This window comes from Corallococcus sp. BB11-1 (assembly GCF_026626625.1).
GTDB lineage: Bacteria > Myxococcota > Myxococcia > Myxococcales > Myxococcaceae > Corallococcus > Corallococcus soli.
In genome coordinates, this window is sequence record NZ_JAPNJY010000044.1 from 153,507 (window position 1) to 169,579 (window position 16,073).

The 16,073-nt window shown below is 72.7% G+C and carries 1 protein-coding gene (only partly in view); it reads left to right on the forward strand.

All coding sequences use genetic code 11. The annotated features are described in order from the left end of the window. Window positions 1-16,073, forward strand: partial view of a non-ribosomal peptide synthase/polyketide synthase gene (locus OV207_RS36850; protein WP_267559754.1) — the start only. 20,332 nt of this gene lie beyond the right edge of the window; the window shows 16,073 of its 36,405 coding nt (coding positions 1-16,073); its start codon is at window positions 1-3; the stop codon falls past the right edge of the window.

The window sequence follows — 16,073 nt, forward strand, 5'->3', positions numbered from 1 at the left end:
ATGAAGAACGTCGACGACATCTACCGTCTTTCGCCCATGCAGCAGGGCCTGCTGTTCCACACGCTCGGCGCGCCGGGCACCTACGTGGAACAGGTCTACTGGTCCTGGCGCGGTGAGCTGGACGTGGCCACGCTCCAGCGCGCGTGGCAGCGGATGGTGGAGCGGCACACGCCGCTGCGCACGGCGTTCTTCTGGGAAGGCATGAAGGACCCCCTCCAGGCGGTGCGTCGGAAGATTGAACCGACGTGGCGCCTGGAGGACTGGACGCAGGTGCCCGCGGAGGCCCAGGAGGCGCGCTTCGCGGCCCGGCTGGAGGCTGATCAGCGCGAGGGTTTCAACCTGTCCGCGGCGCCGCTGCTGCGCTTCACGCTGGTGAAGTGCGGGCCCGCGCTCACGCGGTGCATGCTCAGCTACCACCACCTGGTGATGGATGGCTGGTCGCTGCCCGTGTGCATGCGGGAGCTGTTCCTCACCTACGACGCGCTCAGCCGGGGCGAGGAGCCCCAGTTGGAGCCGGCCCGGCCGTACCGGGACTACATCGGCTGGTTGTCGAAGCAGGACCGGGCCCAGGCGGAGCGCTTCTGGCGCGAACGACTGGCGGGCTTCTCCGCCGCCACGCCGCTCACGGCGGATCGCCCCGCTGGACATGGCTCGGAGGTGGAGGCCTACGGCACCCAGTCCCTGCGACCGGGCGCGGTGCTGAGCGGGAAGCTCGCGGCCTTCACGCGGCAGCACCAGGTGACGCTGAGCACGCTGGTGCAGGGCGCGTGGGCGCTGACGCTGGGCCGGCACAGCGGACAGGAGGACGTGGCCTTCGGCACGGTCGTGTCCGGACGCCCGCCCTCGCTGCCCGGCGTGGACGGCATGCTGGGCACGTTCATCAACACGCAGGTGAGCCGGGTGCGGCTGCCTTCGGACGCCACCGTGCTGGCGTGGCTGAAGGCGCTGCAGGCGGAGCAGTTCGCGGCGCGTGACTACGAATACGTGTCGCTGGTGGACGTGCAGGGGTGGAGCGACGTGCCCCGGGGCCAGCCCCTCTTCGAGAGCCTGGTCATCTTCGAGAACCTGCCGCGCCGGGGACTCGCGTCGGAGATGACGGCGCGGCTGCCGGTGGACGGCTTCGCGCGCACGCATGCGCGCACCGGCTATCCGCTGAGCTTCGTGGTGCTTCCGGACGCCACGGACCTGGAGCTGCAACTCACCTACGACGAGGCCCGCTTCGACGCGGCCACGGTCCAGCGGATGCTGGGCCACGTCGCCACGGTGCTGGAGTCCATCGTCGGCGCCCCGGAGGCGCGGCTGGCGGACATGTCGCTGCTCACGCCCAAGGAGCGTCAGCACGTCCTGCACGCCTGGAACGACACCCGCGCGGAGTTCCCGTCCTCGGAAGGCCTCGCCGCGCTCTTCGAGGCCCAGGCGGGCCGCACCCCGGACACCGTCGCGCTCTCCTTCGACGGAGACTCGCTGACCTACGCGCGGCTCGACGCGCTCTCCAACCAGCTCGCCCGCCAGCTCCAGGCGCTGGGGGTCCGCCCTGGGGACCGCGTTGTCCTGGGCCTGGAGCGCTCCTTCGAGCTGGTCGTCTCCATCCTCGCCATCCTCAAGGCGGGCGCGGCCTACGTGCCGTTGGACGTCTCGCATCCCCGTGAGCGTCTGGCGCTGATGATCCAGGACGTCGGCGCGAGGCTGCTCATCACCCGGCAGGGCTTCGTGGACGCCCTCGCGCCGCTCGTCCCCGCCACGCTCAGCCTGGACGAGGACTGGCGCGCACGGCTCGCGTCCCAGCCGGACTCCGCGCTGGACGTCCCGAGCCTGGGCGGCGACAGCCTGGCCTACGTGATGTTCACGTCCGGCTCCACGGGCCAGCCCAAGGGCGTGTGCATCCCCCAGCGCGCCGTCGCGCGGCTGGTGCGCGGCAATGGCTTCCTGCGCTTCGGGCCCCAGGAGGTCCTCCTCCAGCTGGCCCCCGCCGCGTTCGACGCGTCCACCCTGGAGCTCTGGGGCGCGCTGCTGCACGGCGCCCGGCTGGTGCTCGCGCCCGCGCGGGACCTGTCACTCGCAGAGGTGGCGGAGCTGCTGCGCCAGCACCACGTCACCACGCTCTGGCTGACGGCGGCGCTCTACGAACAGATGGTCCTGCACCACGTGGACGCCCTGGCGACCGTGTCCCAGGTGCTCGCGGGTGGCGACGTGCTGCCCGTGCAGCGCGTGCGCGAGCACCTCTCCCGCATGTCCGCGGAGTCGGTGCTGCTCAACGGCTACGGCCCGACGGAGAACACCACGTTCTCCACCACGCACGCGCTGACCCGCGACAGCACCGTGGAGACCGCCGTCCCCATCGGCCGGCCGATTGGAAACTCGACGGCGTACGTGCTGGACCCGGCGCTGCGGCCGGTGCCCGTGGGCGTCCCCGGCGAGCTGTACGTCGGTGGTGAAGGGCTCGCGTGGGGCTACCTGCACCAGCCGGCCCTGAGCGCCGAGCGCTTCCTCCCCCACCCCTTCAGCACCACCCCGGGTGCGCGTTTGTACCGCACGGGCGACTCCGTGCGCTGGCGTCCCGACGGCACGCTCGACTTCCTGGGCCGCACCGACTTCCAGGTGAAGCTGCGCGGCTTCCGCATCGAGCCCGGCGAGGTCGAAGCGGCCGTGCGTCAGGTGCCCGGCGTGCGCGAAGCCGTGGTCCTCGTGCGCGAGGACGTCCCGGGCGACAAGCGGCTCGTCGCGTACGTGGTGCCCAGCGGCTCCGACGCGGCCGGGCCGTCCCCGGCGGAGCTCCGCGAACACCTGCGCCAGCGGGTCCCCGAGTACATGGTGCCCGCGGCCTTCATGGTGCTGGAGGCCCTGCCCCTCAACGCCAACGGCAAGGTGGACCGCCGGGCCCTGCCCGCGCCGGACGCGAGCGCCGTGGCGCGCGTCCCTTCGCGCCCGCCCTCCACCGACACCGAGCGCCGTCTCGCGGCCCTCTGGACAGAGGTGCTCAACACCGAAGCGGTGAACGCGGAGGATGACTTCTTCGCGTTGGGAGGCCACTCGCTGCGCGTCACGCAGCTCGTGTCCCGCGTGCGCGCGGTCTTCGCCGTGGAGCTGCCCCTGCGGGCCGTCTTCGAGGCCCCGACCCTCGCCGCGCTGGCCGCGCGCCTGGACGCCGCCAACCCCGACGCCGCGAAGCAGGCACCGCCCCTGGTGCGTGCCTCGCGCGAGGGCGCCCTGCCGCTGTCCTTCTCGCAGCAGCGCCTGTGGTTCCTGGATCAGCTCCAGCCGGACAGCGCCTTCTACAACGTGCCCGGCGTGGTGTGGCTGGAGGGCGAACTCGACGAGCAGGCCCTGGAGCAGGGGCTGCGCGCCCTGGTGGAGCGCCATGAGGTGCTGCGCACCACGTTCCCGCCGGAGGGCGACACGCCCGTCCAGCGCATCCATCCGACGGGGCTGACCGACCTCCCCGTCATCGACCTGACGACCCTGGCCCCGGAGGCGCGCGAGGCCGAGGCCCGACGCCTCGCCTCCGAAGAGGCCTTGCGTCCGTTCGACTTGAAGAACGGGCCCCTGCTGCGGGCCACCCTGCTGCGCCTGGAGCCCACGCGCCACGCGCTGCTCGTGACGCTGCACCACATCGTGTCCGACGGCTGGTCGCTGGGCGTGATGGTGCGCGAGCTGGCCGCCTTCTACCGCGCCTTCACCACCCACCAGTCCCCGGACCTCCCCGCGCTGCCGGTGCAGTACGCCGACTTCGCCGTCTGGCAGCGCCGGTGGCTCCAGGGGGACGTCCTCGACGCGCAGCTGGACTACTGGCGCCAGCAGTTGGCGGGTGCGCCCGCCGCGCTGGAGCTGCCCACCGACCGGCCCCGCCCCGCCATCCAGTCCTTCCGAGGCGCGTCCCTGCCCGTCCGGCTGCCCCGTGCCGTCGTGGATCCGGTGAGGGCCCTGGCGCAGCAGGAAGGCGCCACGCCGTTCATGGTGCTGCTGGCCTCCTTCCAGCTCCTGCTCTCGCGCTACTCCGGCCAGGATGACGTCAGCGTCGGCGCGCCCATCGCCAACCGCAACCGCGCGGAGACCGAAGGCCTCATCGGCTTCTTCGTCAACTCCCTCGTGCTGCGCGCGCGCATCGACGCGAGCACGTCCTTCCGGGCCCTCCTGCGTCAGGTGAAGCAGTCCACGCTCGCGGCCTACGAGCACCAGGACGTCCCCTTCGAGAAGCTCGTCGAAGCGCTCCAGCCCCAGCGGGACCTGAGCCGCTCACCGCTGTTCCAGGTCATCTTCGCGCTCCAGAACGCGCCCGCGGGTTCGCTGGAGCTGCCCGGCCTGCGACTGGCGCTGCAGGACCCGGACACCGCGACCGCGAAGTTCGACCTGGACTTCAACCTCCAGGAGACCCCCGAGGGCCTCGCCGGCACCATCGGCTACAGCACCGACCTCTTCGACACGGCCACCATCGCGCGGATGATGGAGCACCACGCCGTGCTGCTGGGCGCGCTGTGCGCGGAGCCGGATGCCCCCCTGTCCACGCACTCGCTGCTGACGGGTGACGAGCGCCAGCGGGTGCTGGTGGACTGGAACGCCACCGCCCGCGACTACCCGCGCGAGCCGTCGCTCGCGGCCCTCTTCGCACGCCAGGCCGCGCTCACCCCGGACGCCGTCGCCCTCGTGCACGGTGACGAGGTGCTCAGCTACTCGCGGCTCGACCAGCTCTCGAACCAGCTCGCGCATCCGCTCCGGGTGCTCGGCGTCGGCCCTGGCACGCGCGTCGCCGTGTCGCTGGAGCGCTCCTTCGAGCTGGTCGTCTCCATCCTCGCCATCCTCAAGGCGGGGGGCGCCTATGTCCCCCTGGACGCTTCGCTCCCGCGTGAGCGCCTGGGGCTGATGATCCAGGACGTCGGCGCCAGCATCCTCGTCACGCAGCCCCGGTTCGCCGCGGCGCTCTCACCGCTCTTCCCGTCGACCTTCACCCTCGACCAGGACTGGCGGGCGCGGCTCGCGTCCCAGCAGGACTCCCCGCTGGAGGTCACGGGCGTGGGGGGCGACAGCCTGGCCTACGTGATGTTCACGTCCGGCTCCACGGGCCGGCCCAAGGGCGTGTGCATCCCCCAGCGCGCCGTCACGCGGCTGGTGCGGGACAACACCTTCCTGCGCTTCGGACCCCAGGAGGTCTTCCTCCAGCTGGCCCCCGTCGCCTTCGACGCCTCCACGCTGGAGCTGTGGGGCCCGCTGCTCCACGGCGCCCGGCTCGTGCTGCCCCCGCCGCATGCGCTGTCCTTGGACGAGATCGCCGGGCTGCTGCGGCAGCACCGGGTCTCCTCGCTCTTCATCACGACGGCCCTCTTCGCCCAGCTGGTGCAGCACGAACCTGAAGCCCTGGCGAGCGTGTCCCAGCTCATGGCCGGCGGCGAAGCCATGCCCCTGGCGCGAGCGCGCGAGCACCTGCTGCGCATGCGCCCGGGCACGCGCTTCTTCCACGTCTACGGCCCCACCGAGAACACCACCTTCTCCACCAGCCAGCCCCTTGAGCCGGGGACGCCCGTGGGCGCTTCGCTGCCCATCGGCCGGTCCATCTCCAACTCCACGGCCTACGTGCTGGACCCGGCCCTGCAACCGGTGCCGGTGGGCGTGCCCGGTGAGCTGTACGTCGGCGGTGAAGGCCTGGCCTGGGGCTATCTCCAGCAGCCGGCCCTGACGGCCGAGCGCTTCGTCCCGGACCCCTTCGCGACGACGCCGGGCGGGCGCCTGTACCGCACGGGCGACAAGGTCCGCTGGCTGGCGGACGGCGCCCTGGACTTCCTGGGCCGCACCGACTTCCAGGTGAAGCTGCGCGGCTTCCGCATCGAGCCGGGTGAAATCGAGGCCGTCCTGCGCCAGGTGCCCGGCGTCCGGGACACCATCGTCGTCGTGCGCGAGGACAGCCCCGGGGACAAGCGGCTGGTCGCCTACGTCGTCCCGTCCGCGCCCGCAGAGGAAGGCGCCAGCGCCCCCACGCCGGACTCCCTGCGCGCGACGCTCAAGCAGCACCTGCCCGAATACATGGTGCCCGCGGCCTTCGTCCTGATGGACGCGCTGCCGCTCAACGCCAACAACAAGGTCGACCGCAAGGCGCTGCCCGCCCCGGACGCGGCCTCCGTGGTGCGCGCCGCGTCGCGCCCGCCAGAGACGGACACCGAGCGCCAGCTCGCGAGCCTCTGGGCCGACGTGTTGAAGCTGGACACGGTGGGCGCCGGGGATGACTTCTTCGCCCTGGGCGGTCATTCGCTGTTGGCCACGCAGCTCGTCTCCAGCCTCCGCACGGGCTTCGGCGTGGAGCTGCCGCTGCGCGCGCTCTTCGAGTCCCCCACGCTCGAAGCGCTCGCGGAGCGCATCGAGATCCTGCGCGCCCGCTCTCTCGCGCTGAACGCACCGCCGCTGGTGCCGGTGACGCGCGAAGGCACCCTGCCCCTCTCCTTCGCGCAGCAGCGGCTGTGGTTCCTGGATCAGCTCGAACCCGGCAGCACGGTCTACAACGTCCCGGGGGTCCTCCACCTGGACGGAGAGCTCGACCCCGCCGCGCTCCAGCAGTCCCTGGATGCGCTGGTGCGGCGTCACGAAGTGCTGCGCACCACCTTCAACACGGGCAGCTCCGGCCCCGTGCAGCGCATCGCCCCGCCCGCCGCGTGCGCCTTCGAGCGCATCGACCTGGAGGCCCTGTCGCCCTCGGAGCGTGAGCTCCAGTTGCGCGGCCTCATCGCGGAGCACGCGTCGCGTCCGTTCGACCTGTCGCGAGGCCCGCTGTTCCGCGCCGTGCTGGTGCGCCTGGAGGCCCGGCGGCACGTCCTGCTGGTCCTCACGCACCACATCGCGTCGGATGGCTGGTCCGTGGGCGTGATGGTGCGCGAGTTCGCCGCCCTCTACCGCGCCTTCACCACCCACCAGTCCCCGGACCTCCCCGCGCTGCCGGTGCAGTACGCCGACTTCGCCGTCTGGCAGCGCCAGTGGCTCCAGGGCGAGGCGCTCGACGCGCGGCTGGACTACTGGCGCCAGCAGTTGGCGGGTGCGCCCGCCGCGCTGGAGCTGCCCACCGACCGGCCCCGCCCCGCCATCCAGTCCTTCCGAGGCGCGTCCCTGCCCGTCCGGCTGTCCACCCCCATCTCCAGCGCCCTCAAGGCCCTGGCGCGGCAGGAAGGCGCCACGCCGTTCATGGCGCTGCTGGCCTCCTTCCAGCTCCTGCTCTCGCGCTACTCCGGCCAGGATGACGTCAGCGTCGGCGCGCCCATCGCCAACCGCAACCGCGCGGAGACCGAAGGCCTCATCGGCTTCTTCGTCAACACGCTGGTGCTGCGCGTGCGCATCGACGCGAGCGCGTCCTTCCGCGCCCTCCTGCGCCAGGTGAAGCGCACCACGCTCGCGGCCTACGAGCACCAGGACGTACCCTTCGAGAAGCTCGTCGAAGCGCTCCAGCCGCAACGTGACGCCAGCCGCTCTCCCTTGTTCCAGGTGTCCTTCGCGTTGCAGAACGCGCACCTGGGCGCGCTGGAGCTGCCCGGCCTGAGCCTGAAGCTCCAACAGGCCGAAGCCACCACCGCGAAGTTCGACCTGGACCTCAACTTCGAGGAGACGGCCGAGGGCTTCACCGGCTCCGTGGGCTACGTCACGGACCTGTTCGACGCGGCCACCATCGCGCGGATGATGGAGCACCACGGCGTGCTGCTCGACGCGCTGTGCGACCGGCCGGATGCACCGCTGTCCACGCTCTCGCTCCTGTCGGGCCTGGAGCGGCAGCGGGTGCTGGTGGACTGGAACGCTTCCCGCACCACCGCCCCGGTGGAGGACACGCTCCCCAGCCTCTTCGAAGCGCACGTCCAGCGCGCCCCTTCGGCCGAGGCCGTCGAGCACGACGGACAGCGCCTCACCTACGCGCAACTGGACGCCCGCGCCAACCAGCTCGCGCGGCAGCTGCGCTCCTTCGGCCTCCCGCCGGAGGCGCGCGTCGGCCTGTGCGTGGAGCGCGGGTTGGACCTGATGGTCGGCCTGCTGGGCATCCTCAAGGCCGGTGGCTGCTACGTGCCGCTGGAGCCGGCCTACCCCCGGCAGCGCCTGGCGTTCATGTTCCAGGACTCGGGCGTGGCGGCGGTGGTGACGCAGCAGTCGCTGCGGGGCTCGCTGCCGGAGCACTCGCTGCCCACGGTGTGCCTGGACACGGACGCGGCGGCGCTCTCCCGCCAGTCCGCCGAGGCGCCCCAGGGTGTGCGCGTCGCCGCGGATCAGCTCGCGTACATCCTCTACACCTCCGGCTCCACGGGCCTGCCGAAGGGCGTGGGCATCACCCACCGCTCCATCGTCCACCTCGTGCGCGACACGGACCTCATGGACCTGGGTCCGGCGGACTGCATGGCCCAGGTGGGCACGCCGTCGTTCGACGCGGCCACCTTCGAAATCTGGGGCGCGCTGCTCAACGGCGCGCGGCTGGCCGTCATCCCGCGCGACGTGACGCTGTCACCGCAAGCGCTGGCGAAGCGGCTCAAGGAGGTGGGCGCCACCACGGCCCTGCTCACCACGGCCCTCTTCCATCAGGTCGCGCGCGAGGTGCCGTCGGCCTTCGAGGGCATGCGCTACCTCTTCTTCGGCGGAGAGAAGGCGGACGCACGCGCGGCGCTCCAGGTGCTGGGCGAGCACGGCCCCCGGCATCTGGTGAACCTGTACGGCCCCACGGAGGCCACCGTCTGCGCCACGTCGCAGGAGGTCTCCGGCCTGCCGGCCGAGTCCACCGCCATCCCCATTGGCGGTCCGCTGACGCGCATGCGCGCCTACGTGCTGGACGCGCACGGGCAGCCCGTGCCCACGGGCGTCCCAGGGGAGCTGTACCTGGGCGGCGTCGGGCTCGCGCGAGGCTACCTGGGCCAGCCCGCGCTGACGGCCGAGCGCTTCGTGCCGGATGCCTTCAGCGACGTCCCCGGCGCGCGGCTGTACCGCACGGGCGACCGGGCGCGCTGGAACGCGCACGGCACGCTCGACTTCGTGGGCCGCGTGGACGCGCAGGTGAAGCTGCGCGGCTTCCGCATTGAACCGGCCGAAGTGGAGGCCTTCCTCCTCCAGCACCCCCAGGTGCGCCAGGCCGTGGTGCTGGTGCGCGAACAGGCCCCGGGCGACCACCGCCTCGTGGCCTGGGTGGTGCCCGGCGCCTCCGAACCGGACACCGCCGCCCTGCGCGCGTTCCTGACCGAACGGCTGCCGGCCCACATGGTGCCGTCCGCCTTCGTGTCCCTGCCCGCGCTCCCGCTGACGCCCAACGGGAAGCTGGACCGCCACGCGCTGCCGGCGCCGGACGCCCGGTCCGTCGCCACCGCGTCCACGTCCTCCGTGCCGGAGAGCCTGACGCTCTTCCAGCAGCGCATCGCCGCGCTCTTCGGCGAGCTGCTGAACCTGGAGCGCGTGGGGCTACACGACGACTTCTTCGCGCTGGGCGGCCACTCGCTGCTGGCCACGCAGCTCGTCTCGCGCGTGCGCTCCACCTTCGGCGTGGAGTTGCCGCTGCGCACGCTCTTCGACGCGTCCACCGTGGCCCGGCTCACCGGACACGTGGAGGCGCTGCTGCTCTCGCGCGCGACCACGGCCCAGCTCCCGCCGCTGCGCCCCGTGCGCCGCGACGCGGACCTGCCGCTGTCCTTCTCCCAGCAGCGACTGTGGCTGGTGGATCAGCTCCAGCCCGGGACCAGTCAGTACAACATCCCGGTGGCCCTCCGGCTGGAAGGCACGCTGGACATTGAGTCCCTGCGCCGCGCCCTGGAGCACCTGGTCGCGCGCCACGAAGCCCTGCGCACCACGTTCGCGCTGAAGGACGGCCAGCCCATCCAGCAGGTCCACCCGGCCGCGGCCTGGACGCTGCCGCTCACCGACCTGACCGCCGTGCCGCCCGAAGCCCGCGAGGCCGAGGCGCGGCGGGTGTCCGCGGAGGAGGCTGGAGCGCCGTTCGACCTGGGCGCGGGCCCCCTGCTGCGCACGCGCCTGCTGCGGCTGGACGCGGAGCACCACGTCCTCGTGCTCAACATGCACCACGTCGTCTCCGACGGCTGGTCCATGGGCGTGCTGGTGCGCGAGGTGGCCGCTGGCTACGCGGCCTTCGCCACCGGGCAGACGCCGTCGCTGCCGCCGCTGCCGGTGCAGTACGCCGACTTCGCCGCGTGGCAGCGCCAGTGGCTCCAGGGCGACGTGCTCGCGCAGGAGGTGACGTGGTGGAAGGAGCAGCTCGCCGGGGCGCCGCACGTCCTGGAGCTGCTCACCGACAAGCCCCGCCCGGCCATGCGCTCCTCGCGCGGAGGCCTGCTGCCGGTGCACCTGCCGCTGGAGCTGACCCAGGGGCTGGTGAAGCTCGCGCGGCAGGAGAACGCCACGCCGTTCATGGCGCTGCTGGCCGTGTGGCAACTGTTGCTCTCGCGCTACACGCGCCAGGAGGAGCTGCTCGTCGGCTCGCCCGTCGCGGGCCGCCGCCACGGTGAGCTGGAGGGGCTGGTCGGCTTCTTCGTCAACACGCTGGTGCTGCGCGGACGCGTGCGCGGGCAGGACTCGTTCCGCGCGCTGCTCGCCCAGGTGCGCGACACCACCCTCGCCGCGTACGAGCACCAGGACCTGCCCTTCGAGAAGCTCGTCGAGGAGCTCCAGCCCCAGCGCGACCTGAGCCGCAACCCGCTGGTGCAGGTGCTCCTGGCGCTGCAGAACGCGCCCCAGGGGAAGCTGGAGGCCCCGGGCCTCACGCTGCGCCCGGTGGAGGTGGAGAACGCCACGGCCCGGTTCGACCTGGGCCTGATGCTCTCCGAGTCCCCGGACGGTCTGCGCGGCATGCTCGAATACAGCACCGACCTGTTCGAGCCCGCCACGGCGGTGCGCATGGCCGGTCACCTGCGCGTGCTCCTGGAGTCCGTGCTCGCGTCGCCGGAGGCGCCCCTGGCCTCGCTGGAGTGGCTGACGCCCGCCGAGCGTCAGCAAATGCTGGTGGACTGGAACGACACCCGGGTGGACTACCCGAGCGACGCCTCCATCCCGGAGCTGTTCGAGCGTCAGGTGGCCCTGAGCCCGGACGCGATGGCGCTCGAGTTCGAGGACGAGCGCTTCACCTACGCGCAGCTCGACGCGCGCGCGAACCAGCTCGCGCACCTCTTGCGCGCGAACGGCGTGGGGTTGGACGCGCTGGTGGCCGTGTGCCTGGACCGCTCCTCCGAGCTCGTCATCTCGCTGCTGGCCATCCTCAAGGCCGGCGGCGCCTACGTGCCGCTGGACGCCGCGTACCCGTCGCAGCGGCTGACTTACATGGTGGAGGACGCGCCGCCCCGGCTGCTGCTCACCACGCGAGCGCTGCGGCCTCGCCTGCCGGTGTCCGACGCGGTGCCGTGCCTCTTCGTGGAGGAGCTGCACCTGGACGCGCAGCCCGTGACGCCGACGGGCGTCCGGCCCCTCTCGCGCAACCTGGCGTACGTGGACTTCACGTCCGGCAGCACGGGCCGGCCCAAGGGCGTGGCGGTGGAGCACCGGGGCGTGCTGCGCATGCTCTACGGCGTGAAGTACATGGACATGGGGCCCGAGGAGACGTTCCTCCTCATGTCGCCCATCTCCTTCGACATCTCCGGCATCGAGCTGTGGGTCGCGCTCCTGACGGGCAGCAAGCTGGCCGTCTTCCCGCCCAGGCCTCCCACGGACCTGGAGCTGCTGGGCAGCGTGCTGCGGCGCCATGGCGTCACCACGCTGCAGCTCTCCACCGGGCTCTTCTCCCAGGTGGTGGACGTGGGCCTGGAGCTGCTGCGCGGCCTGCGGCAGATCATCGTGGCCGGCGACGTCCTGTCCCCCGCGCACACGCGCAAGGTGCTGGAGACGCTGCACGTCCCCGTCGTCAACGCCTACGGCCCCACGGAGGCCACCATCTACGCCACCGCGGCGCGGTTGACGCGGGCGGAGGCGGTGGGCGTCAGCGTCTCCATTGGTCCGCCCATCGGCAACACGCAGGTGTACATCCTGGACGCGCGCCTGCGGCCCGTCCCGGTGGGCGTGCCCGGTGAGCTGTGCATCGGCGGAGACGGCGTCGCGCGGGGCTACCTCTCCCGCGCGGACCTGACGGCCGAGCGCTTCGTGCCAGACGCCTTCGGCGGACTTCCCGGCGAGCGGCTCTACCGCACGGGAGACCTGGCGCGCTGGCGCCCCGACGGCACGGTGGACTTCCTGGGCCGCATCGACACGCAGGTGAAGGTGCGCGGCTTCCGCATCGAGCTGTCGGAGGTCGAGGCCGCCGTCATCTCCTCGCCCGGCGTGCGCGAGGTCGCCGTCCTGGTGCGCGAGGACATCCCTGGCGACAAGCGGCTCGTCGCCTACGCCGTGCCCGCGCTGACGGACGCCGCGGCGGGGACGCCCGTCACCCCCGCGGAGCTTCGCGAGCACGTGCGCCAGCGGCTGCCCGAGTTCATGGTGCCGACGGCCTTCGTCCTGCTGCCCGCGCTGCCCCTGAATCCGAACGGCAAGCTGGACCGCAAGGCCCTGCCCGTCCCGGGCGCCATCGCCGGTCCGGGCCGCTTCGTGGAGCCCGGCAACCCGCTGGAGGAGAAGATCGCGGCCCTCTGGGCGCGCGAGCTGGGACTCGAACGCGTGGGCGTGCACGACCACTTCTTCGAGGACCTGGCCGGCACGTCGCTGTCCGTGGTGCGCGTCTCCGCGCGCCTGCGTGAGGAGCTGAACCACGAGCTGCCCGTGGTGTGGCTCTTCGAGCACCCCACCGTCCACGGCCTGGCCCAGCGCCTGGAGCGTGAGTCGGGCGGGGCCCTGGGCCGCACCTCCGCGCCCGCGGCCGCGCCCGTGGCGCCGCAACGCGCGAAGGCGCCCCAGGCGTCGGGGAGCAACGACATCGCCATCATCGGCATGGCGGGCCGCTTCCCCGGCGCGGGCTCCGTGGAGGACTTCTGGAAGAACCTGCGCGAGGGCGTGGAGTCCATCTCCCGCTTCACGCCGGAGGAGCTGGAGCACCTGCCCGGCCTGCCCGAGGGCATGGACCTGTGGCAGCACCCGAACTTCGTCCCCGCCGGCGGCGTGCTGGACGACATCGACCAGTTCGACCACGCGTTCTTCGACATGTCGCTGCGCGAGGCGCAGTGGACGGATCCGCAGCAGCGGCTGTTCCTGCAATGCACCTGGGCGGCGCTGGAGGACGCGGGCATCGAACCGGAGCAGTTCCCCGGGGACATCTCGCTGTACGCGGGCGCGAACGACTCCGGCTACGCGCAGGCGGTCCAGCAGCACATGCCGCTGGACGGCGCCGCCTTCTTCGAGCTGTACGGCACCGCGACGCACCAGAGCATGGCGCAGAAGACGTCATGGAAGCTGGGCCTGCGCGGAGAGAGCACGCTCGTCTACACCGCGTGCTCCACCGGGCTCGTGGCGGTCCACCTGGCGTGCCAGAACCTGCTGGCGGGCCTGTCCGACGTGGCCCTCGCGGGGGCCACGCGGATGACCGCGGCCCAGCGCACGGGGTACGTGTACCAGGAGGGGCTCATCTACTCTCCGGACGGACACTGCCGCGCGTTCGACGCGAAGGCGAAGGGCACCATCTCCGGCAACGGCGTGGCCACGGTGGTGCTCAAGCGGCTGGACGACGCGGTGCGGGACGGCGACTCCATCTACGCCGTCATCCGCGCCACGGCGACGAACAACGACGGGCGGGACAAGTCCGGCTTCACCGCGCCCAGCGTGCTGGGCCAGGTCTCCGTCATCACCCAGGCGCTGTCACGCGCGGGCGTGCAGCCGAAGGACATCGGGTACGTGGAGGCGCACGGCACGGCCACGCCGCTGGGCGACCCGATTGAAGTGGCGGCGCTCCAGCGGGCGTACGGGCTGGGGCCGGAGCACCGGGGCACCATCCCGCTGGCGTCGCTGAAGACCAACATGGGCCACCTGGACACGGTGGCCGGGCTGGCGGGCCTGATGAAGGCCGCGCTCGCGCTGCACCACGGGGAGATTCCCCCCAGCCTGCACTTCGAGAAGGCCAACCCGCAGATCGACTTCGACGCGGGCCCCTTCTTCGTCAACACCACCTTGCGGCCCTGGCCCGCCGGCGAGACGCCGCGTCGCGCCGCCGTCAGTTCCTTTGGCGTCGGCGGCACCAACGCCCACGCCGTGCTTGAGGAAGCCCCCATGTCGCACAGCGGTTCCACCACGCGTTCCCACCAGGTCGTCCTGCTCTCCGCGCGCACCCCCGAGGCGCTGGAGGCAGCGTCCCAGCGGCTCGCGACGCACGCGGAGGCCCGGGCCGACCTGTCCATGGCGGACCTGGCCTACACCCACGCGGTGGGCCGCAAGGGGTTCGACCATCGGCGCACGGTGGTGGCCCGCGACCCGGCGGACCTGGCGAAGCAGCTGCGCAAGCCGTACACGCCGGTGACGGTGAAGGACGCGGAGTCCGCGCGCCGCCGCCGCGTGGCCTTCGTGTTCCCCGGCCAGGGTGCCCAGCAGGTGGGCATGGGCCGCGAGCTGTACCAGGCGGAGCCCGCCTTCCGCGCGCACCTGGACGCGTGCCTTGAGCTGCTGGAGGCCCCGCTGCGCGAGCGCGTCACCACGCTGCTCCAGGCCACGCCGGGTCCCCAGGCTCCGGAGTCCGCGCTGCTGGCCGACACGCGCGTCGCGCTGCCCGCGCTGTTCGCCGTGGAGGTGTCCCTGGCGCGGATGTGGATGGACTGGGGCGTGAGGCCCCATGCCGTCCTGGGTCACAGCTTCGGTGAGTACGCGGCCGCGTGCGTGGCCGGCGTGCTGTCGCTGGAGGACGCGCTGAAGCTGGCCGTGGCGCGCGGTGAGCTGATGCACCGCATGCCGCCGGGCGCGATGCTCGCGGTGGCGCTGTCCGAGGCGCAGGTGGTGCCGCTCCTGAAGGGCCGCCTGACCCTGGCCGCCCACAACTCGCCGGATCGGTGCGTCGTCTCCGGGCCGGTGGAGGAGATTGAGCGGTTGCAGGAGGAGTTGAAGCGGCGCAACGCGGGGGCGGTGCGCATGCCCGCGCCGCACGCGTTCCATTCAGCGGACGTGGAGCCGCTGATGCCGGAGCTGTCCCGGGTCGTGGGCTCGCTGGCCCGCGCCGAGCCGACGGTGCGCTACGTCTCCGGCCTCACCGGCACCTGGGCCCGCCCGGGCGAGCTGGCGGCGCCGCGCTACTGGGCGGATCAGATGCGCCAGCCGGTGCGCTTCACGGACTCCGTGGGGGCGCTGCTGGAGGAGGGATGCAGCGTGCTGCTGGAGGTGGGGCCCGGCCAGGACCTCACCCCGCTGATGCGCGCGTGCTTCGGCCAGGACAAGGACCGCGTGAAGGCGGTGCCCTCGGTGCGGCGCGGCGGCTCCACTCCGGAGCACGCGGGCCTGCTCGCGTCGCTGGGCGAGCTGTGGACCACCGGGCTCTTCCTGGACTGGAAGGCGTTCTACGCCCACGAGCAGCGGCTGCGGATCCACCTGCCCACCTACCCGTTCCAGCGCAAGCGCGTCTGGGTGGACGCCTCGCGCGCCACCGCGCCCGTGACGGCGCCGGCCACCGCACCGCGCGCTGAGCCCGTCCCTGCGCAGGCACCGGCGCCCGTGGTGACGGTCTCCCCGTCCTCGCAGGGAACGCTCGCCGCGCCTTCGCCGGACACGTCCGCGCGGTCCGGGATCGCCCAGCCGGCCCCCGTGGCCCAGGGCCCTGAATCGGCGCCCCTGGCCCGGGTCGCCGTGCCGCCTGCCGCTGAAACGGCGGGAGCCCCCGCGCGCGCGGACGCCCCGCGAGGCGACATCGAGGAGCGCGTGGCCGCGCTCTGGCGCGAACGGCTGGCGCTGGACTTCGTCGGTCGCGACGACAACTTCCTGGAGATTGGCGGCAACTCGCTGATGGCCGCGCAGCTGCTCAACCAGCTGCGTGACACGTTCGGCGTCCAGGTGCCCCTGGCGGCCCTGTTCGAAGCGCCCACCGTGGCGGGCATCGCCGCGCGCATCGAGCCGATGTTGCAGCAGGCCCCCGCGGCCGTGCAGACGCGCGAGCTGCCGCTGGAGGCCCTGTCCCGCGCGGGCGAGCTGCCCCTGTCCTTCGTGCAGGAGCGCGTGTGGCGCCTGGAGCAGCACCTGCC